Origin of the sequence: Rathayibacter sp. VKM Ac-2927 (genome assembly GCF_022815525.1) — a bacterium.
GTDB lineage: Bacteria > Actinomycetota > Actinomycetes > Actinomycetales > Microbacteriaceae > Rathayibacter > Rathayibacter festucae.
Window position 1 is genome coordinate 25,225 of sequence record NZ_JALGRT010000005.1, and the last position, 20,368, is coordinate 45,592.

A 20,368-nucleotide genomic window follows, 5' to 3' on the forward strand; every position below is an offset into this window, starting at 1 on the left:
CACCCAGAGGAGCATGCAATGATCTCGAAACTACGGCAGACGCCGGCCGACGCCGTCGACGGCATCGCCGACGGCTCGACCGTGATGATTGGCGGCTTCGGCCGAGCGGGGCAGCCCGTCGAGCTCATCGACGCCCTGCTCGAACAGGGCGCCACCGACCTGACGGTGATCAGCAACAACGCCGGGAACGGTGACCTGGGGCTCGCCGCGCTGCTCGCCGCGGGCCGCGTGCGGAAGATGGTCTGCTCCTTCCCCCGGCAGAGCGACTCCTGGGTCTTCGACGGCCTCTACCGAGCGGGCAAGGTCGAGCTCGAGCTGGTGCCGCAGGGCAACCTCGCCGAGCGTATCCGCGCGGCCGGCGCCGGGATCGGGGCGTTCTACACTCCGACCGGCTTCGGGACCCTCGTCGCCGAGGGCAAGGAGACCCGGAGCATCGACGGCCGCGACTTCGTGCTCGAGTACCCGCTGCGCGCCGACGTCGCGCTGATCAGCGCGCTCGCGGGCGATAGATGGGGGAATCTCGTGTACCGCAAGACCGCCCGGAACTTCGGGCCGGTCATGGCGGCGGCCGCGACCGTCACCGTCGTCCAGGTGGACGATATCGTCGAGCTCGGCTCCCTCGACCCCGAGAACGTCGTCACCCCGGGCATCTTCGTCGACCGCGTCGTCGCGGTCGGCGAGCGGGCGTGGCTCCGTGATGGGGTCTTCACCCCCAGCCTCCAGGAGACCTCCGTATGACCATCGATACGACTACCGCGCGACAGGGCATCGACCGCAACGCTCTTGCGGCCCGCATCGCCCAGGACATTCCCGAGGGCGCGTACGTCAACCTCGGCATCGGCGCCCCGACGCTGATCTCCAACTACCTTCCGTCCGACCTCGAGATCATCCTGCACACCGAGAACGGCATGCTGGGAATGGGTCCGGAAGCACACGCCGGCGACATCGACCCCGATCTCATCAACGCTGGCAAGATCCCCGTGACCGAGCTCCAAGGAGCCGCCTACTTCCACCACGCCGATTCGTTCGGCATGATGCGGGGCGGACACCTGGACATCTGCGTCCTCGGAGCGTTCCAGGTGTCGGAGCGCGGCGATCTCGCGAACTGGCACACGGGCGCACCCCACGCGATCCCAGCGGTCGGCGGAGCGATGGACCTGGCCATCGGCGCGAAGCAGGTGTTCGTGATGACGGACCTGCTCACCCGCGACGGCGCGTCGAAGCTCGTCCCAGCGTGCTCCTACCCGGTCACCGGAGTGCGCTGCGTCAGCCGGGTCTACACCGACCGAGCGATTCTCGACGTCACCCCCGACGGCTTCGCGGTCGTCGAGCTGTTCGGCGAGGAGACGGTCGAGCAGCTGCGCGCTCTCACTGGACTCGCTCTCATCGACGCCGTCCCCCACCGAGGAGCCTCATCATGACCCGGGCCAGTTTCGTCTACGACGCCGTCCGAACCCCGTTCGGACGCTTCGGCAAGGCTCTCGCCGGTGAACGACCCGACGACCTGCTCGCGGTGACGATCCGCAGCATCCTGGAACGCAATCCGGGGGTGGATCCCACTCGCGTCGACGACGTCGTCGCGGGCGCCGCCAACCAGGCGGGCGAGGACAACCGCGACGTGGCCCGGATGGCCGTCCTGCTAGCGGGACTCCCCACGTCGGTGCCAGGTGTGACCGTCAACCGGCTCTGCGGCTCGAGCCTGCAGGCGGTGATGGACGCGAGCCGGGCCATCGAGTCGGGTGACGCGAGCCTCGTCCTCGCCGGTGGCGTGGAGTCGATGAGCCGTGCCCCCTGGGTCCTCGCCAAGCCGTCGCGGCCCTACCCGGTCGGCAACGAGACCCTGCACTCCACCACCCTCGGCTGGCGCCTGGTGAATCCGCGGATGCCGAAGGAGTGGACGATCTCCCTCGGGGAGTCGAATGAGATCCTCGCCGAGCGGTTCGGCATCACCCGGGAGCACCAGGACGAGTTCGCCGTCGCCAGCCACCGCAGAGCGGCTGCAGCCTGGGACGCGGGGGTGTTCGCGGGCGAGGTCATCGCGGTACCGGGAGTCGCGCTCACCCGCGACGAGGCCGTCAGAGCGGACTCGAGCATCGAGACGCTCGCCGGGCTGAAACCGGCCTTCCGACCCGACGGCACGATCACCGCCGGGAACGCCTCGCCACTGAACGACGGCGCCTCGATGACGCTCGTCGGCTCCGAGGACGCCGGTACCGGAACGGAACCGCTCGCCCGCATCATCGGCCGCGGCGTCGCGGCCGTCGATCCCGACGTGTTCGGGATCGGACCTGTTGAAGCGGTGAATCGTGCTCTGCGCAACGCCGGGAAGACCTGGGCGGACGTGGACTTCGTCGAGCTCAACGAGGCCTTCGCGGCCCAGAGCCTGGCATGCCTCGCCTCCTGGCCCGAGCTCGATCCCGAGCGGGTGAACATCCACGGCGGCGCCATCGCGATCGGGCACCCGCTCGGTGCCTCGGGAGGCCGGATCATCGGTCGCGCTGCGCACGAGCTCAAACGGCGAGGGCGCGGAGTCGCGGTCGCGGCGATCTGCATCGGAGTCGGCCAGGGACTCGCGGTTGTGCTGGAACGCTAGGAGCCGACGGCCGGAGATCGATCCGGCAGTCGTATCGATCACGCGTGATCCTCTGTTCGTCGCCGATCCAATGACGTGAATGAGAGTCCGAACACTGCAAGCGCAAAGGAGCGCCACGATGATGAGTCAGGTCAGCACGTTCCACACGTCCGACGGGGTCGAGATCGCCTACCGCGACACAGGCGGTGAGGGAGTACCGCTCGTCCTCCTCCACGGATGGCTGTGCAATCAGGATCTATTCCGGGCACAGGTCGACGGACTGCGAGAGAGCCGGCGGGTCATCACGATGGATCTGCGCGGTCACGGTCGCTCAGAGGTGCCGGCTTTCGGGCATCGCATCAGTCGGCTGGCCGCGGATGTACGAGAGCTGCTGTCGGTCCTGGACATCGATTACGTCGACGCACTCGGATGGTCCATGGGGGCGTCCGTCTGGTTCTCCTTCATCGACCTCTTCGGTCAATCGGCAATCAGAAGGCTCATCGTCGTCGACGAGCCGTCCTTGCTACTCGACGTCCCGTGGATGAGTGCGAGAGGCGATGTCTCGGCCGGCGTCCTGTTCGACTCAGCGACCGTGCGAGGAATCGTCCAGGCCATGGATTCCGAGAATGCGGCGGCGGTCGTCTCTCAGATGTTCACGGGGTCGTTCGCGGGCGACGTCGACGCGGACGTGCGGAGTGAGGTGCTCTCCGCCATGCAGTCGACCTCAGCGACCGAAGCGGGTCGACTCCTCTTCGATCATGCGAATCAGGACTGGACCGATGTCGTGCAGAGGATCACGTCGCCGACCCTCGTTGTCGGCTGCGAAGGAAGCCACATCGACCCTGAAGGACTCAGGGCGATGACCGCCCTCATGCCGGATGCGCACACGGTCGTTCTCGCACCGCCGGTGGCCTCCTCTCACTTCCCTTTCCTGGAGAACCCGGATGCGTTCAATCAGCTGATCTCGACATTCCTCGACGGATCGATGAGCGTCCCTGTACCGAAGGTGTGCCCTTCTGACGATTCCACGGCGATCGGGCGGGAACTGCAGTCCGCTCGCGGTGGTGCCGGATCGGCGAGCCGTGGCGGACCCGGTAGCGGAGACCGGCGGAGTTCAACCCGTTGAAGTCGGAGCGCCGCAATCGACCTCGACGCGCAGACCAGTCCGCTGCTCGCTGGATGCCGCGGTTCTCGGGACCGGTGATTCAGCGTCCGAACGGCGACGTCGACGGATAGGCGACGAAGGCGAACCGTCGGCCGTCCGGCGCCCAACTGTTCGTGTTCAGCGATCCTTGGCCACCGAAGAGAGTGGCCACCGTGACCGGGTCTCCGCCCGCTGCGGACATCATCCGCAGCTCGACGGTCACATCAGCGGGATGACTGATGGTGCCCGGTTCGTAGCTGATGTAGACGAACCGGCTTCCGTCGGGCGACAGGTGAGGGAACCAGTTCACGCGATCATCGGAGGTGAGCTGCTCGCGCTCGCTCCCGTCCGTTCGCATCCGGAAGATCTGGGAGTGACCTCTCACCGTGGCTGCCTCTTCGGAGTTGTAGTAGATCCAGTCGCCGTCCGGGGAGAACTCGGGCCCGTCGAAGTCGTTCACGCCCTCGGTGAGCTGCACTTCCGGCCCACCGGCCGCGGGGATCAGTGCGAGATTGCGGCGCGCACGCGGTTCGTCGCCCTCCGGCTCGACCGAGACGTAAGCGAGCGTGCTCTCGTCCGGCGATACGCCGTGGAGCCAGTAGCTGTACTGCTGCTCGGCTGGATGTTCGTTGGAGACGCGGCGGGCGTTCCCTCCGCCGATACCGACGCAGTAGAGGTGCCCCTCTGCACTGAAGTAGACGCGTTCGCCGTCTGGCGAGAGGACATGGTCGTTGTTGACCCCGCTGACCGCGCCTATGGCGATCTCCTGCAGCTGACCCGACCCGTCCGCCAGCAGGCGGTAAAGCCTGCCCTGCCCGTTCACCACCAGCCACCGGCCGTCGGGCGTCCAATTCGGCGACTCGATCATCCGGTCGATTTCGAGCACTACCTCCTCGGCACCGTTCTCGAGATCAGCGATGATCAGCTGCGAGACCTGACCGGTCTGCAGGTCGGTGCGTCCGGCGTACCGGCCGGTCGCGAGCCCCGTGTAGGCGGTGGAGAAGGTCACTGTGACACCTTTCTTCCTAATGTCGTGGTTCACGCCCAGTCCTCCCGGTCCGAGAGGAGGGGGCCCTCAACGGCGGCGCGGCGGATCGCGAGCGCGACCGCGTGGTCTTGGCAGGCTTCGGCGAGCGAGTAGGGCGAGGGCCCCGCTCCACGCGCCCACTCCCCCGCCTCAGCGACGAGGCCGGCCACGGCCAGCTCGTCATCCGAGAACCGGCCGCCCTCGAAGCGGTTTCGGTAGAGGATCCGTCCGTCGAACGAGACGGTCGTGGTGTCCGCGCCCTCGAGGTTGAGACCGCGCCCAGACGCGCCTCTCTCGAGTCGGGACGACCCGGAGGCGGTCGGCCCGATCATCCTGACCACGACGTCGTCGTGAACCTCGCCGAGTGACCCGCGGACGGTCAGCCGGTCGGGACGGAGCGGGTTCCACCACTGGTTGTCGGTGAAGTCGTACAGTCCGCGCGTGCCGTTCTCGAACACGAGGCTCGCCAGAGTGTGCACCGCGCGACCCGGCTCGACGGCGTCCGTCCAGCCGCCCGGATCGAGAGGGTCGAGCAGTGGAGCGACGACGCTCTGGGCCGTCACCTGCACGCGTCCTCGGCCGGCGCCGAGCAGCCCCCTGATCATCGCGACGGCGTGATACTCATGCGTCGAACTGACGTGGACGAAGCTCGGCTCGCCGATCGCGCCCTCGGCCACCAGCGCTCCGATCGCCGCGGTGAGCGGGTAACGCGGATACTGCTCCGCCACTGCGACCAGGCCGCTCGTGCCGACGTCGCGCCAAAGGGCGCGCAGCCCCTCGAGATCAGGAGCGGGCGGCGTCTCCGCCAGGACCGGCACACCGCGCCCGACAAGCTCGCGGAGGAAGGTCGGCGTGACCGCCCACGGCACCGAAACGACGACGAATTCCGGCCGAGTGGCGAGTAGACCGTCGACATCGGAGACGAGGGCGACGTCGCGACCGATGGAGCGGGCGGCTTCCTCGGGGCGCCGGGCGAGCACCCCCGTCACCTCGAACAGATCAGGTCGCGCCCGGGCGAGATCCAGGTACACGGTCGAGCGCCAGCCCGCTCCGATGACCGCGAAGCGGCTCCTGCGCGGGGCAGCGACGCCGTTCGTACGACTCGCGGCGCTCTGCCGCAGTGGTCCGCTCGTCGTCATGCGACGGGCGCGGTCATCATGCGATACCGGCGAATCCCGGGGAGTACCAGTCTCCCGCGGGCACCTCGATGACGTGCAGGAGCAGATCGTGCCGGGGAATCCCGATCGCTTCCAGTTCGTCGGCGATCGCGACCAGGCCGTCGTGCTTGCCCGCCGAGGAGGCGTAGCCGACACCGGCGAGGATCTCGATGAAGACGATGTCGTCTCGGGGAGGCTCGGGATGGGAGCGTCCGAAGACGAGCTCTCCGGGGTCGTGGAGGCGGAAGGTCTGGAAGAGGTCGGTGGCGGGCATGTCGAAGCCCCGCACCATTCCGGCGAGGATCGCCGCACTCAGTTCGGGGAGTCGATCGCGGTAGCCGCTGTGCAGGTCGATACGGGCGTGGGGCATGTCTGTTCTCCTTCGGAGACGGGTGGATCTCGGCCGCGGGCTCGCGGCGAGTGGTTGTCGGACGAGTGCCGGTATCAGCCGCGGGCGTCGAGCCAGTGCTCCGGCGACGGGCGCAGCGCCTCGATGCGCGCCCAGAGTTCATCGGGCACGGGGCGGGCAAGAGCGTCGAGCGTCCACTCGACGCGCTCGGGCCGACTCATGCCGACCAGCGTGCAGTCGACGAGCGACTCGCGGAGCGCGTATTGGAGGGCGACGACGCCCAACGCGACGTCGTACCCGTCGCAGACGTCCGCCATCGCGGCGACGGCGGCGAGCACGGCGGGAGAGGCGGGACGGTAGGCGTAGCTGACGATGCCCGAGCGGGGGGCCGCGAGCAGTCCGCCGCCGAGGACCGCGGCGTTGAAGACCGCCATGCCTCGCGACGACGCGTCCTGCATCACCGACTCCGCGCTGCGGTCGACCAGGGTGAGTCGGTTGTGCACGAGCAGCGCATCGAAGACGCCCAGGTCGATGTAGCGCTGCATGGTGGGCGCGTGTCCGCCGGCGACGCCGATAGCGCCGATGACGCCCTCCTCCCGAAGCGCGACGAGCGCGTCGACCGCGCCCGCGGGGGCCGCCAGTTCATCGAACTCGAAGAACTCCGGATCGTGGAGGTGCACAAGCGGAAGACGGTCCATGCCCAGGCGCTGCATGCTCTCCTCCACCGATCGGCGGACCCGATCGCCCGAGTAATCGCGACCAGAGGCGTCGACCTTGGTCACGATCACGGTGCCCCGATCGCGGCCGACGCGATCGAGAGCGGTGCCGATGCGGCGCTCGCTCTCGCCGTCGTTGTAGCCGTTGGAGGTGTCGATCACGTCGACGGGGCTCCGAAGCACGGCCTCGACGAGATCAACCGCTCTGTCCGCCGGCACCGAGTAGCCGAGCACCTCCGGCATGCTGGCGAGCGGCGCTCCTCCGAGACCGATCGCCGAGACCGTCAGCCCCGTGCGACCGGCCGGCCGGAGCCACGCCTGGGCGCCCGGAGTCGGGCCAGGCTGCATTTCTGTTGCTGCGTCGTTCATCGTGACTCCTTTGTCAGGTGCTTCTTCGGTGAAAGCGTTGCGGTCGGCTCTCAGCCGACGATCGCGAGCTCTCTCGGCCGTCGGACTGCACCGAGCCGCTCATGGATGACGAGGGCTGCGGCGCCGATCGCCGAGGCGTGCCGTCCGGAGTCGGCCAATCGCACCTCGGTCGGGTGGATGTCGCGCACGTAGGCGCGCTTCTGGAGCTCTGCGGCCACGACATCGACCACGAGCTGACCCGCGATGTCCAGTGCCGGACCGGTGAGGACGATCCGCTCGAGGTCGAGGACGTTCGTGAGGGAGACGAGCGCGATCCCTATGTACCGGGCCGCAGCGGTGAGCAGGTCCCGAGCCTCGTCGTCGCCGTCGACTGCGGCCGTCGCGATCCTGTCGTAGTCCTCGAGCGTGTCCTCTCCGTCACCCGACAGCCCCAGGCGGGCGACGAGGCCGGGATTCCGAAGCGCGTTGTCGACGATCTGCGGAGGTGCGGCCAGCCGTTCCAGACAGCCGTGGTTCCCGCACGGGCACTCAGGGCCGTCGACGTCGAGGACCATGTGGCCGATCTCGCCCACGTTCGACGTTGCGCCGCGGTAGACATCGCCTCCCGTGACCAGCCCGAAGCCAATCCCGTTCGAGATGTTGACGACACCGAAGTCTTTCGCCGCCGGCGCCCGACTGCTCCAGAACTCGCCGATCGCCGCGCAGGTGGAGTCGTTCTCGACCGAGATGGAGCGGCCGGTCGCCTCGCGGAGATCGCGCTCGATCAACGACCACTGCCATTCGGCGAGATCGAACGGATGCACCCGGGTCGCATAGCCGCTGAACGCCTGCCGACCGGAGACGGCGACACCGATCCCCAGAAGCGTCTCGGAATCCACTCGCGCGTCGATCAGCAGCTGATCGACGGACTCGGCGGCCCGCGTCACGAGGGCAGCACGGTTCTGATGAGCCATGCCTGGCGACGTCGCGGAGGCGATCACCCGCCCCGCCAGGTCCGTGAGCACGCACTCGACACGGGTCTCCGCGATGAACAGGCCGATCGCATGGCGGGAGGCGTTGTCGAGCTGCAGGAGAGTCGGCCGCTTACCCCCCGTGGAGACTCCGCGGCCGGTCTCGGCGATCACCCCGTCCGACAGGAGCTGCTTGACGATCCGCGATACCGATGCCTCGGTCAAGCCGGAGCGCACCGCGAGTTCGACCCGGCTGATAGAGCCTCCCGAACGGATCAGGTCGAGCAGGGCTCCGTAGTTGTCCCCCATGGGATCACCTCTTCGTGTGGTGGGTTCTTCTTTCTTACGTACCGTACCCAAGTTGACCGAATCGTGCTAGCTTTCCGAACCAGCCGCTCCCGCGGTCCTGCGACTCAATGACGAGGAGACATCGAACAATGCGGTTCCACAGCACTCTGGCTCGCACTATCACCCGTACCGCGGCCGCCACCGCCGTGGTCGGCCTGGCCCTCGGCCTCGTCGGCTGCGCCGGCGGATCGTCGTCGGAGCCCTCCGGTGACGCCACCTCCGGCTCAATCACCTGGTGGGGCTGGACACCCGACGCCGGGGTCGGCGACGCCTACATCGCCGAATTCAACAAGGTCTACCCGGACATCGAAGTGACCTACAAGAACTTCGAGAACGGCGACTACAACTCCGCCCTCCGGCCCGGCCTCACGTCGAACTCCGGCCCGGACGTCTTCGACATGGCACCCGGCGGCGACACGGGCTCGTTCCCGACCTACGGCGACTTCGCCTTCGATCTCCGGCCCGCACTCGAGGAGGAGTTCGGCGCCGACTGGGCGGACCAGTACACCTTCTCCCCGGACTCGTTCACTCGGGAGGACGACTCGATCGCCGCGGTGCCGATGGGCGGCGTGGCAGCGGGGATGCTGTGGATCGACCAGGACCTGCTCGATGAGGCTGGAGTGGCTGCACCGACGACCTACGACGAGTGGGTCAGCGTCTGCGCAGCTCTGAAGTCGATCGGGAAGGACTGCATGGCGATGGGAGCGGTCGGCGTGAACGGTTTCACGGTCGAGACTTGGCGCACCATCGTCGCCAGTGTCGAACCGGGGATCTGGATGAAGGCCATCCGCGGCGAGGTCGGCTGGGACGATCCCGCGTTCGCGGAAGGCCTCACCATCCTCAAGAAGATGCAGACCGACGGCATAATCCCCGCGGACGTCGTGGGTCTCACCCAGTACCCGGACGCCAACAACGCCTTCCTCTCACAGAAGGCCGCGATGGTGCAGATGGGCACCTGGTACGCGCAGTACAGCCGCGCCGAGAGCGCCTCCGCCTCGATGTCGGCCGCGGGCGTGACCGACCCCGAGCCGTTCACGCAGCTGCCCGTCCCGTTCCCGGACGTGGCCGGCAATGGCAACGTTCCCGGCATCTTCGGCGAAGTCGACTACGGACTCGCCGTGAACGCTCGTTCGAAGAACACCGCCGCGGCCACCACTTTCGCGCTATGGCTGACCTCGACGAAGGAGGGCGCTCAGTCCATCGCGAACGCCGTCGACCTCATCCCCGGTCTCGTCGGGGTGGAACCGCAGTGGGACGACCTCGGCCTGGTGGACCCGGACGTGCAGATCCCTGCGATCAAGGATCTCTACTCCCAGGTCGCAGCGATCACCGAGCCGCGCAACGCGGAATCGACTCCGGAGCAGCTCGAGGCCCTGAACTCGGCCGCCGTGTCCGTCCTCGAGGGCGGCGTCTCGCCGGACGACGCGATCGACACTCTCGTCGCGAAGATCGGCCAGTAGGGCGACCCCGTGACGAACGCGTCCGTGCAAGACCTCGGCGTCTCCGACGACCTCGTCGGCGCCACCCCGCCCCCTCCGTCCGCGCGCATGGCGCGGCGCGGCTCACGTCGTCCCGCGATGCGGGCCTCGGGACTTCCGTGGATCCTCCCCGCACTGGTGATCTCCGGCGGCATCATCTACTTCTGCATCGGCTACAACGGCTATGTCGCGACGCTCGACTGGAACGGGGTAAGCCCGAACCCGCAGAGCGTCGGCCTGGACAACTTCGCCCGTGCTCTCGCCGACCCGATCTTCTGGGGGACGATCCAGCACACCGCTCTCTACTTCGTCGTGACCTTCGTCGTGCAGACGGTCCTGGGAATCCTCTTCGCAGTGCTTCTGCACTCGAAGATCCGGTTCGCCGTGCTCTACAAGGTCGTCATCTTCATCCCGGTCGTGCTCGCCCCCGCGATCATGGCTCCGGTCTTCCGGATCATGTTCGCCGGCGAGGGTCCAGTCAACGAGCTGCTGCAGGCCATCGGCCTGGGATTCCTTGCTCAGCCGTGGCTCGCTCAGTCGAGCACCGCCCTGGGGGTGCTGATGATCATGCAGGTCTGGCAGTCGACCGGCATCTCGTTCATCCTCTACTACTCCGCCATGAGCCAGATCGACACCGAGATCATCGAGGCCGCCCGGATCGACGGCGCCGGCAACATCCGCGTGATCTGGAGCATCATCGTCCCCGGCATCAAGGGCACTGTCGTCGCCCTCGCGATGCTGACCGCCATCGCCTCCCTCAAGCTGTTCGACATCCCCTACCTGGTCACCCTGGGCGGGCCGAACTACGCGACCGAGTTCCTCGGGACCTACATCTACCGCCAGGCGGTGCCGTTGGGCGATGTCGGCTACGCGGCCGCCCTCTCGGTCTTGCTGCTGATACTCGCCCTCGCGATGGCGATCATCCTCAGCGCCCGCAACGGTGACAAGAAGGAGAGGAACTCCTGATGCTCGAAGCACGCACCCTCCCCGGGAAACTGCTCCTGCAAGTGCTGATCACCGTCCTCGCTCTGCCGTTCCTCCTCCCCCTCGTCGCGATGGTGCAGGGCTCCCTCGCCGGGCAGGGCTGGGGCAACTACCTGGCCGTGCTCGCACTGCCCGAGCTGCCGCTCTTCTTCCGCAACAGCGTCATCATCAGCGTCCTCACCATCGCGATCGTGTGGGCCGTGACGATGCTCGCCGCATTCGGATTCTCGAAGCTGCGTATCCGCGGCAAGGAGTTCTTCTTCTGGATGCTCCTCGCCGCCCTCACCCTGCCCGAAGTCGTACTGATCACTCCGCTCTTCGTGACCGCGACCTCGACCAACCTCTACAACACCTACTGGGCGGTCGTCCTGCCCCTGGCTGCGCTCCAGATCCCGTTCACCGTGCTGATCACGCGCACATTCGTCAACGGCATTCCCGACGCTCTCGTCGAAGCCGCGCGCATCGACGGCTCGACGACGCTGCAGGCTTTCTGGCACGTGATCCTGCCGCTGACCAGGCCGATCGCCGCCGCCGTAGTCGTCCTCACCCTGATCAGCACGTGGAACTCCTATCTCCTGCCGCTGATCTTCCTGCAGGACGCCGACTTCCAGGTGGTGACCCAGGTGCCCAGCTTCTTCCAGGGCCAGTTCACCGACGACCAGACGAAGGTGCTCGCCTCGGCTGTCATCACGGCACTACCGGAGGTCGTCGCCTACCTCTGCCTCCAGAAGCTCTTCGAGCGCGGCCTCTCGGCCGGCGCCCTCAAGTGAACGACGAACCTCGAGAAGGAACTCCATGGCCCGCGAACTCGCTGCCGGGCAGCGCTCCCGCATCCACATCATCGACGTCACCACCGGCGAGGACCGCATCGCCCACGAATCGGAGTCGGTGCTGTACGAGGCTCCGAACTGGACCCTCGACGGCTCCGCGCTGATCGTCAACGGGAATGGACACCTGTTCCGTCTGGCGCTGACCGCGGAATCGACACCGGAGCGGATCGACTTCGGCTCGCTGCCCGAGCTGAACAATGATCACGTGCTCGACCCCGACGGGGAGCACGTGTTCATCTCGGCGAACGACTGGCACATCTACCGGGCTCCCCTTCTCGGCGGTGCACCGGTGCGCATTACCAACGACGACGGACGACTCCACTTCCTCCACGGCGTGAGCCCCGACGGTGCGACCCTCGCCTACATCGGCATCGAGCAGGGGGTCGATGGGGAGTGGGGCGCCGGAGACATCTGGGCCATCCCTGCGACAGGCGGCGAGGACGTGGCGATCACGAGGGACGGCTTCCCCGACGACGGCTCCGAGTACTCCTCGGACGGCCAGTGGCTCTACTTCAACTCTGAGCGCGCCGATACCGGACCCGGTCACGCTCAGCTGTACCGCATGAAACCGAACGGATCCGGCACCGAGCAGCTGACCTTCGACGAGCGCGTGAACTGGTTCCCGCACATCGCCCCTGACGGAAGCAGAATCGCGTTCATCAGCTTCCCATCCGGAACGCTCGGGCACCCTGCCGACCTCGACTGCATCATCCGGGTCTGCGGTCCGGCCGGCGAAGACGTCGTCGATCTCGTACAGGTGTTCGGCGGGCAGGGCACCATGAATGTCAACAGCTGGTCGCCGGACAGCCGCGCATTCGCCTACGTCGACTACCCGCTGGACGACGCGTGATTCGCATCGGACTGCTCGGCGCGGCCGGCATCGCCCCGCAGGCCCTCGTTAACCCGGCACGGCGGCGCGGTGACGTCTCGGTCGTTGCGATCGCGGCTCGTGACGGCGCGGCAGCAGAGCGCTTCGCCGCCGAGAACGGAGTCCCGACCGCGCTGCAGGGCTATCAGGCACTGCTCGGACTCGACGAGGTCGACCTTGTCTACGTCGCGCTCCCGCCATCCGAGCACGCGCGCTGGTCGATCGCGGCGATGGAGGCGGGCAAGGATGTGCTCTGCGAGAAGCCCATCACCATGGACGCGGAGGAAGCCGTCGAGGTCGCGGCGGTGGCCGCACGCACCGGCCGCCTCGTCATGGAGGCGTTCCACGACCACTACCACCCGCTGACCGGGCGGATCCTCGACCTGGTGCAGTCGGGTGCGATCGGCGACACGGTCTCGATCAGCGCCGCCTTCACCGCCGATAACCCGTTCTCACCCTCCTCTCTCCGGCATGTTCCGGAACTGGGCGGCGGGGCGTTGATGGACCTCGGCTGCTATCCCGTGCATTGGATCCGCACGATCGGCGGCGCCGAGCCGATTGTCGTCTCGGCCTCGCACATCGCGGGACCTCTCGGGGCCGACGAGACCATCGATGCCGATCTGGAGCTGCCCGGCGGCGTGGACGTGCGACTTCACGCGAGCATGGCGGCAAGGAGCGCGTTCGCCGCTCCCCTCACGGTCGTGGGGACCCGAGGACGTCTGCACGTCGACAACCTCGTGCTCCCGCATCTCGGTCACAGCGTGAGCCTCGAGCGCGACGGCCGGTCCGATCGCCTCACCGTGGGTGGGCGCGAGACATACGATCACGAACTGGACGCCGTCGTGCAGGCGCTCGAGTCCCGCGAGGAGCCGGCGACCGGCCCTGCCGACTTCGTCGCGACCATGCGGGTGATCGACCAGATCCGCCTCGCCGCGGGAGTGGCGCGCCCCCGCGCGAAGGCGGCCGCATCGTGACCGGGTGGACATCGCTCTTCGACGGGAGCAGCCTCGCCGGCTGGTTCGCCGCGCCGCGCAGCTACGGTACCATCGCCCCGGGCGGACCGTCGGTGCTCGAGGCGCTCCCGGGGTTCCCTCCCAACTACAACGAGCGCGCGGCCGAGCATCCCGCTGTCTGGAGCGTCGAGGACGGCGCCATTGTCGGACGCCAGGACCCGGCCGCGCCGGGATGGGGAGGGTACCTCGTCAGCGAGCGCTCGTTCGGGAATTTCGAGCTCGAGCTCGAGCTGAGACCTGACTGGCCAGCGGACACGGGCGTGATGATCCGGCGGCGACGGGACTCGTGGGAGGGACTCCAGGTCCTCGTAGACCACCGTCAGTCCGGCTCGATCGGCGGCTTCTACGGCAATGGGATCGGCGGCTTCCATGGGGTCCCCTTCGCGGTCGACGTCGAGCGCGACACCGCCGGGACTCCGATCGGGCTCAGGGAGGACGATCCGGCGCAGTCGTACGAGCCGGTCACCCCGGAGAAGCGCGCCCTGCTCTCCCGCTCATCGTCGATCGAGCCCTTCCTCCGCTCCTGGCGCTTCGGTGACTGGAACACTCTGCGCATCCGCTGTGTCGGCGAGCGCCCCGTCGTCACGAGCTGGATCAACGGGCGACTGATCGCCTCTCTCGACACCGCGACGATGCAGTACCCCGGCTACGACCCGGACGCCGTCTGGGGTCTGCTCGGCCCCTCCGGGCACATCGCCTTCGAGGTTCACGACAACGATCCAGGACTGGGCGATGACCGGTGGGGGCCCGGTGCGGCGTGCCGATGGCGGGAGATCCGCCTCCGCGAGCTGACGGATGGGGACGATCATGAGCACCGCTGACCTGCTGGACGAGATCCGATCGGAGCTGCCTCTCAGGACCCTGTCGCGCTTCAATCACGCCGACGCGCGGCGCCTCGGAGAAGCAGCGGCCGCGATCGCCGAGCGAGACGGTCTCGCGGTCGCCGTCCGGGTGACCCGCGGGCTGCAGTGCGTCTACCACCTCGCCTTTGCCGGGACGACGGCCGAGCACGACGACTGGGTCCGCCGCAAGATCAACACCGCTCTCCTGCACGAGGTGCCGAGTCTGGAGTTCGTGCTGCGTCAGGAGCTGTCCGGACAGCCGCCGAGCTGGCTCGACCCGCTCGAGTACGCGGTAGCCGGCGGGGCGGTGCCCGTGGTGGTGGACGGGAGCGTTGTCGGTGCGATTGCCGTTTCGGGACTGGTCGGATCCGTTCGCGAGGACCACGATCTCGCTGTGGCAGCGCTGAGATCGGCCCGCGCGCAAGTCGAAGGCCTGATCGCCTGACGCGTGCAATCACTGCATGGCAGAACGCGCGAGGAGCTCTAGCGGACGTCGTCCTCGAAGTCGGCCTCCTGGAACTCGGCGACCTCGGTCAGCCAGCGCTCCTGCACGAAGGCCACGTGCGCAGGATGCGCGTCGTACGCCGCGAAGGCCGCCCGGTCGGCGAACACCATCGAGAACTGCCAGGAGAGGAAGTTCTTGGGGCTGACCTGCCTCTTCACAGTGAAGTCCTGAACGCCCGGGACCCCCGTCAGGATCCGGCGAGCGCTCGCGAGGAACTCCTCCTCCTGGGATGAGCCCGCCTCGTGCACCAGCGAGAACGCGACGGTGTGCTGGATCGAGGATCCCGGGGCGGTCTCCTCCGACACCTGGCGGCGGGCCTCGTCGATCGTCGCCATCACCGAGATGACTTCGTGGTGCGGGTGGACGGGCGACTCCACGAGCCCCTGCGCGACGTATAACGCGAAGACCGTGGCCTGGTGCGCGAGTCCGTCGTGCAGCTCGGGATGCGAGTCGTCGGTCCAGGTCGCGGACTCCTCTGTCCCCAGCCCCCCGAGCGTCAGGGTGAGCCCGCTGGGACCGAAGAACGGGCTGTGCACAAGGAGCCGGCCTGCGGATCCGACGACGAGGGCCTCGACCGGCAGCGATGCCTCGAGCGAGGTCGACAGCAACGCCCGCGCGCCCGATTCCGTCTCGAGCAGCAGGTCGACGCTCGCATCGACTCCGGTCGCCTGGTTGATCGAGCCGGACGCGGTCACCGAGGTGGGGGCGCCGAGAACCGACGAGGCGAACGAGATCGGGTAGACGCCGGCGTCCAGCAGCGCGCCGCCGCCGAGCTCGCGGTTCCAGAGCCGGTGCTCCGGGAGGAACGGCATCAGGAACCCGAAGTCGGCGCGCACGAGGCGCACCTCGCCCAGCACTCTGCTCGCGAGCACCTGACGGATCACGTCGGCCTGCGGCAGGTAGCGCGTCCACATCGCCTCCATCACGAGCACGCCGGCCGCCCGTCCGGCGTCGGTGATCTCGCGCGCCTCGCGCGCAGACATCGCGATCGGCTTCTCTACAAGCACGTGCTTGCCCGCCGCGATCGCGGCCAGCGCCTGGGCGCGGTGCAGCGGATGCGGAGTCGCGACGTAGACGACATCGACCTGCGGGTCCGCCAGGAGCGCCTCGACCGAGTCGTGCACGGTCGGGATCCCGTACTCCTGGGCGAACGCACGGGTTTTCTCGGCGTCGCGCGCGGTAACGGCGACGGCGCGCTGAGAGGTGTGCGCGTGGATCGCGCGCACGAATTTGGCGGCGATGCCCGTGCCGATCACTCCCCAGCGCAGTTCCGGTACGGAGCCGGGGTCGATCGGTCGCGGGGCGGGGAGTGTCACGGTCATGGGTCGCCTTCTCGGTCGATTGCGGTCTGTCGAATGCAGTTGCGTGGTGTGAGGGGCCCGAGGAGCTAGTCCGCTCTCCGGACGATGAGATCTGCGAGCTGACCCGTGAGCCGCTTGCCGATTACTACTGACCAGCCTCCAGTACTGGGACCGGCTGAACACCGGTGGCGATGTCGGTCCAGACGTTGCTCCGGGAGGAGCGGAGCACCGCGTCCACGGTGCGAACGGAGCGCAAGCCGTCGTGGACCGTCGGCAGGCCTTCCGGGTGCTCGCCTCGGGTCGCGGCATACGCGTCGGCGACGAACTGCGCGAACGCGTCCGTCCAACCCTGCGAGTGCCCGGCGGCGATCAGATTCATCCTGGCCTGATCCGCCGAGACGGCACCCTCGCCCCGGTGCACGATAGTCGAGCCGTCGGTGCCGCCGAACCACGCGGATTCCGGGTGCTCCTGATCGAAGACCGCGGATCCGGCGGATCCGTCGATCTCGAGCCAGAGCCGGTTCTTGCGGCCGGCTGACACCTGCGAGATGACCGTGTTGGCCAGGATCCCCCGCGCTGTGCGGAAGGTCGCAGTGGCGATGTCCTCGGTCACGACATCGACGCGAGGTGTCCCCGTCACTTCGCCCCCGAACGATGCTCCTGCTCCGATCGGACGGGACGGGTACGCGATCGAGAACGATGCCGTCGTGGCGGTGAGCTCCTCCCCCGTGAGAAAAGCGGCGAGGTCCGCCCAGTGGGAGCCGATGTCCGCGAACGCCCGCGACGGGCCGCCCTTCTCCGGATCGACGCGCCACGAGGAGGCGTTCGAAGACGCCAGCCAATCCTGCTGGTAGCTGCCGTGCACGAGCAGCACCTCACCGAGGTCACCCGCGAGTCGGCGTGCTCGGATCTCTCGGACCATCGGGTGGTACCGGTACACGAACGGGACGGCTCCGATGACGCCCGCATCATCGATGGCGGCGACCAGCTGCTCGGCGTCCTGGACCGAGGTCGCGATCGGCTTCTCGACGATCAGGTGGATTCCCGCTCGTGCAACGCGCACTCCGTACGGCACGTGAGTGTCGTTCGGGGTGCAGATGTGCACGACGTCGGGTCGGTCGGCGACGACCTCATCGAGGTCGGAGTAGGCGCGCTTAACACCCCACTCGGCAGCGACGGCGGCTGAGCGAGAGGCGGTGGAGCCGAGGACGCCGATCACGTCGGCCCCGGCGATACGGGCGGCGCGCAGGTGCGCGGCACCGATCATGCCGGTGCCGACGATGACGACTCGCAGTCGCTGAGGCATGAGTTGTTCCGTTCCCGATCTGGTCATGGGGTGAGGGGGTAGTCCACGAATGCGAACGCCGAGCCGTCGGGGGCCCAGCTGGGCACGTTGATGGTGCCCTGTCCGCCGAAGAGCCCGACGACGGTTGTCGGCTCGGTCCACGCACCGACCGTGACGAGACGCAGCTCTACGGGGAGATCGCCGGGGTGGCCGGTCGTGCCGGGAGGGAAGCTGAGGTAGACGACCACCTCGCCGGTCGGGTCGACGTGCGGGAACCAGTTGACCCGCTCGTCGAAGGTGAGCTGCTCGAGACCGGTGCCGTCCTCGCGGATCCGCGCCAGCTGCGCATGGCCGGGCGCGTCGCTGAACTGCTCGGTGTTGAACAGGATCCACTCGCCGTCCGGCGTCCACTCGCTGCCGTCGGCGGGTCCGGGGTGGCGCGTCACGGCTCGGTCGTCGCCGCCCGCGCTCGACATCGTGTGGATCGTGGCCGACGCCCACCAGTCGTCGCCGTCAGGTTCCAGTCGCACGTAGGCGAGCCGTCTGCCGTCGGGGCGGACTCCGTGGAGGAAGTGGAGGGCGCCGTCCTCCTCGGTGAGCCGGGTGGGCTCGCCGCCGCCGAGCGGCACGGCCCAGATGTGCCAGTCGTTCGCCGACGCGAAGACGACGTCTCCGGCCGGGTCGAGGACGTGGTCGTTGTTGACGGGCGGCAGTCCTGGAGCGTCGATGGCGGCCGGTGCCGCCGAGCCGTCGGCGGGGAGGAGCCAGAGCCGGCCCTGCGCGTTGACGAGGAGGCGTCCGTCGCCGGTCCAGTTCGGTGCCTCGAAGAGCAGCTCCGCCGATTCGGCGACGGTGCGGGTGGCCCCTGTGGCGCGGTCCCAGATCCGGATCCGAGCCCGCTGTCCGGGGAGCAGCTGCGGCAGCGGCGGGCTCTCGATCACGACCGTTCCTCCGCGATCTGCGCGCGGAGGCCCTCGACGATCAAGTCGTGGTCCTCCTCGGACGACAGCCCGGAGGCGGTGGCGACAGCCACGACGCCGACGCCTGTCACCCTGATGGGGAACGCGCCCGACGTGATGGCGTATCGGTGGTCGAGCCATCCGATGCTCGACGGATCGAAGCCTCCGAAGCGCGCCTCGACGAGTGCTCCTGAGGCCTCCATCCGCAGGACGAGAGCGGCCTTGCGCTGGATCCAGACCTCCTGGTCAGCGGTGACACCGGGCAGCATCGTTCGGAAGAGCGTCAACCCGGGTCGCTGGATGTCGATTCCGACCTTCAGTCCGCGCTCAAACGCGAGGCGCGCCAGACGCGAACCCAGCAGGTACGCGGTCGCGTTGTCGAAGCGATCGAAGACCAGGTCGCGCTCCTGCTGCTCGAGTTCCGCGATGCGTGCCGCGTCGGGTGATGCGTTCATGCGTTGACCTCATCGCGGACGGCGCCGACGGCGCCCAGCTGGACTCGGGCTTCCTGCAGGGCGCCGATGATCCCGATGGTCTCGTCGTGGTCGTGGACCGGCGATTCCAGCCGTCCCTCGCCGACGAAGCGGGCGAGAGCGGTGGCCTCCCACGACAGGGCGTCGAAGCCTCGCAGCGGAGTGGGGTCGCTCCAGTCGATGACGGGGCCGCCGTGCTCGGCGGCGGCGAGTCGGAACGAGGTCGGGTTGTAGAAGGGGCCTGCGAAGGTGATCGCGGCGTCTGTGCCGGCGATCGATGCGCTGGTGTGGCTCCGGGCGACCATGGAGGTGGTGACGACGGACTGACCGAGTCCTCCGTGCTGCATGACGACGGTCGCATAGGCGTCGACACCACTCGTGGTGAGTGCGCCGAGGGTGTGGATGCTCTCGGGTGCGCCGAGCGCCTGGAACGCGAACTGCATGGGATAGACCCCGAGGTCGAGCAGGGCGCCTCCGGCCATGTCGGGTCGGTTGAGCCTGTGGGCGGGATCGGTGGGGATGAGCTGGCCGTGGTCGGCCATGACGGAGCGCACTTCGCCGAGGACGCCGTCGGCGAGGAGCCGGCGCAGAACGGAGGCCTGCGGGAGGTAGCGGCTCCACATCGCCTCCATCACCAGTACGCCTGCGGCCCGACCCGCCTCGGTGAGGGTGCGGGCCTCGGCCGCCGTGACGGTGAACGGCTTCTCGATGAGCACGTGCTTGCCCGCAGCGACGGCCTGCAGACCGAGCGCCTCGTGCTCGCTCTGCGGTGCCGCGATGTAGACGACGTCGACCTGCGGATGCGACACGAGAGCCTCGACCGAGCCGAGGGCGTGCTCGATGCCGTGCTCCGCCGCGAAGACGTCCGCCCGGTCCTGCGAGCGCGAGCCGACGGCGACGACACGCTGGGCGGAATGGGCGTGCACGGCGTCGGCGAACATCCCCGCGATCCAGCCGGGACCGATGATCCCCCAGCGCAGGGCGGGCTCGCCGGAACCAGGCAGGACCATCTCGGGGGTGGGCAGGTGGGTCGGCAGCATGGCGTCTCCTCGGCATCGTCGGCGGTGAACAGCCCCTCGAATCTTCCGCAGAGAATTCGTTGCTCATTCCGTTTGGCACGAGCTATGGTGACTCAACCCGATGTTAGCACGAGCTAATTATGGAGATCCAGCGCGGGCTTCCGCCCGACACAAGGAGG

At 68.2% G+C, this 20,368-nt stretch carries 21 protein-coding genes; 11 read left to right on the plus strand and 10 right to left on the minus strand.

From position 1 onward, the window contains the following. The first annotated feature begins 18 nt into the window (after window positions 1–18). From MT353_RS14940 to MT353_RS14955, 4 genes are all read left to right on the plus strand, one after another. The gene (locus tag MT353_RS14940; RefSeq protein ID WP_243625047.1) at window positions 19–738 is read left to right on the plus strand and encodes a 3-oxoacid CoA-transferase subunit A; all 720 of its coding nucleotides are present in this window, start codon (window positions 19–21) and stop codon (window positions 736–738) included. Beyond that, entirely contained in the window at window positions 735–1,421 is a 687-nt protein-coding gene (locus tag MT353_RS14945) for a 3-oxoacid CoA-transferase subunit B (RefSeq protein WP_243625048.1), read from the plus strand. The genes MT353_RS14940 and MT353_RS14945 overlap by 4 nt, the downstream gene beginning before the upstream one ends. Next, entirely contained in the window at window positions 1,418–2,593 is a 1,176-nt protein-coding gene (locus MT353_RS14950) for a thiolase family protein (protein WP_243625049.1), read from the plus strand. The genes MT353_RS14945 and MT353_RS14950 overlap by 4 nt, the downstream gene beginning before the upstream one ends. Before the next feature lie 118 nt (window positions 2,594–2,711). Further along, the gene (locus MT353_RS14955) at window positions 2,712–3,698 is read left to right on the plus strand and encodes an alpha/beta fold hydrolase (RefSeq protein ID WP_243625050.1); all 987 of its coding nucleotides are present in this window, start codon (window positions 2,712–2,714) and stop codon (window positions 3,696–3,698) included. A 79-nt stretch (window positions 3,699–3,777) separates the two neighbouring features. Here MT353_RS14955 and MT353_RS14960 read toward each other — a convergent pair whose 3' ends face one another. The 5 genes from MT353_RS14960 to MT353_RS14980 all read right to left on the minus strand — a co-directional run bounded on the left by MT353_RS14960 (window position 3,778) and on the right by MT353_RS14980 (window position 8,593). Further along, window positions 3,778–4,725, minus strand: coding sequence for a biopolymer transporter Tol (locus MT353_RS14960; RefSeq protein ID WP_243625051.1), 948 nt, complete (start codon window positions 4,723–4,725; stop codon window positions 3,778–3,780). Window positions 4,726–4,754: 29 nt separating this feature from the next. Continuing rightward, the gene (locus MT353_RS14965; protein WP_243625052.1) at window positions 4,755–5,882 is read right to left on the minus strand and encodes a Gfo/Idh/MocA family protein; all 1,128 of its coding nucleotides are present in this window, start codon (window positions 5,880–5,882) and stop codon (window positions 4,755–4,757) included. A gap of 16 nt (window positions 5,883–5,898) precedes the next feature. Next, window positions 5,899–6,270: a tautomerase family protein gene (locus MT353_RS14970; RefSeq protein WP_243625053.1), complete on the minus strand. Its 372-nt coding sequence runs from the start codon at window positions 6,268–6,270 to the stop codon at window positions 5,899–5,901. Between the two features lie 74 nt (window positions 6,271–6,344). Beyond that, entirely contained in the window at window positions 6,345–7,334 is a 990-nt protein-coding gene (locus tag MT353_RS14975; protein WP_243625054.1) for an aldo/keto reductase, read from the minus strand. A 50-nt stretch (window positions 7,335–7,384) separates the two neighbouring features. Further along, window positions 7,385–8,593 (minus strand): ROK family transcriptional regulator, encoded by a 1,209-nt coding sequence (locus MT353_RS14980; protein ID WP_243625055.1) that lies wholly within the window; start codon window positions 8,591–8,593, stop codon window positions 7,385–7,387. A gap of 128 nt (window positions 8,594–8,721) precedes the next feature. Between MT353_RS14980 and MT353_RS14985 the strand changes: the two genes are divergently transcribed. The 7 genes from MT353_RS14985 to MT353_RS15015 are packed head-to-tail and all read left to right on the plus strand — an operon-like array spanning window position 8,722 to window position 15,092. After that, complete coding sequence (locus MT353_RS14985; protein WP_243625056.1) at window positions 8,722–10,092, plus strand: ABC transporter substrate-binding protein; 1,371 nt, start codon at window positions 8,722–8,724, stop codon at window positions 10,090–10,092. A 9-nt stretch (window positions 10,093–10,101) separates the two neighbouring features. Further along, on the plus strand, window positions 10,102–11,076 hold the full coding sequence (locus MT353_RS14990) for a carbohydrate ABC transporter permease (RefSeq protein WP_243625057.1): 975 nt from the start codon (window positions 10,102–10,104) through the stop codon (window positions 11,074–11,076). Beyond that, the gene (locus tag MT353_RS14995) at window positions 11,076–11,864 is read left to right on the plus strand and encodes a carbohydrate ABC transporter permease (protein WP_243625058.1); all 789 of its coding nucleotides are present in this window, start codon (window positions 11,076–11,078) and stop codon (window positions 11,862–11,864) included. Before MT353_RS14990 ends, MT353_RS14995 begins: the two co-directional genes overlap by 1 nt. 25 nt (window positions 11,865–11,889) lie before the next feature. After that, the gene (locus tag MT353_RS15000; protein WP_243625059.1) at window positions 11,890–12,774 is read left to right on the plus strand and encodes a biopolymer transporter Tol; all 885 of its coding nucleotides are present in this window, start codon (window positions 11,890–11,892) and stop codon (window positions 12,772–12,774) included. Next, window positions 12,771–13,766, plus strand: coding sequence for a Gfo/Idh/MocA family protein (locus tag MT353_RS15005; protein ID WP_243625060.1), 996 nt, complete (start codon window positions 12,771–12,773; stop codon window positions 13,764–13,766). The genes MT353_RS15000 and MT353_RS15005 overlap by 4 nt, the downstream gene beginning before the upstream one ends. Then, window positions 13,763–14,626, plus strand: a complete 864-nt coding sequence (locus MT353_RS15010) for a DUF1080 domain-containing protein (RefSeq protein WP_243625061.1) — start codon at window positions 13,763–13,765, stop codon at window positions 14,624–14,626. Before MT353_RS15005 ends, MT353_RS15010 begins: the two co-directional genes overlap by 4 nt. Then, the gene (locus MT353_RS15015) at window positions 14,613–15,092 is read left to right on the plus strand and encodes a heme-binding protein (protein ID WP_243625062.1); all 480 of its coding nucleotides are present in this window, start codon (window positions 14,613–14,615) and stop codon (window positions 15,090–15,092) included. Before MT353_RS15010 ends, MT353_RS15015 begins: the two co-directional genes overlap by 14 nt. Window positions 15,093–15,130: 38 nt before the next feature. Here the strand turns inward: MT353_RS15015 and MT353_RS15020 are convergent, their stop codons facing one another. From MT353_RS15020 to MT353_RS15040, 5 genes are all read right to left on the minus strand, one after another. Next, complete coding sequence (locus MT353_RS15020) at window positions 15,131–16,474, minus strand: Gfo/Idh/MocA family oxidoreductase (protein ID WP_243625063.1); 1,344 nt, start codon at window positions 16,472–16,474, stop codon at window positions 15,131–15,133. A gap of 124 nt (window positions 16,475–16,598) precedes the next feature. After that, on the minus strand, window positions 16,599–17,900 hold the full coding sequence (locus MT353_RS15025; RefSeq protein WP_243625064.1) for a Gfo/Idh/MocA family protein: 1,302 nt from the start codon (window positions 17,898–17,900) through the stop codon (window positions 16,599–16,601). Beyond that, window positions 17,783–18,679, minus strand: a complete 897-nt coding sequence (locus MT353_RS15030) for a hypothetical protein (RefSeq protein WP_243625065.1) — start codon at window positions 18,677–18,679, stop codon at window positions 17,783–17,785. The genes MT353_RS15025 and MT353_RS15030 overlap by 118 nt, the downstream gene beginning before the upstream one ends. Beyond that, window positions 18,676–19,152: a heme-binding protein gene (locus MT353_RS15035; protein ID WP_243625066.1), complete on the minus strand. Its 477-nt coding sequence runs from the start codon at window positions 19,150–19,152 to the stop codon at window positions 18,676–18,678. Before MT353_RS15035 ends, MT353_RS15030 begins: the two co-directional genes overlap by 4 nt. Next, entirely contained in the window at window positions 19,149–20,210 is a 1,062-nt protein-coding gene (locus MT353_RS15040; protein ID WP_243625067.1) for a Gfo/Idh/MocA family protein, read from the minus strand. Before MT353_RS15040 ends, MT353_RS15035 begins: the two co-directional genes overlap by 4 nt. Window positions 20,211–20,368 lie beyond the last annotated feature (158 nt).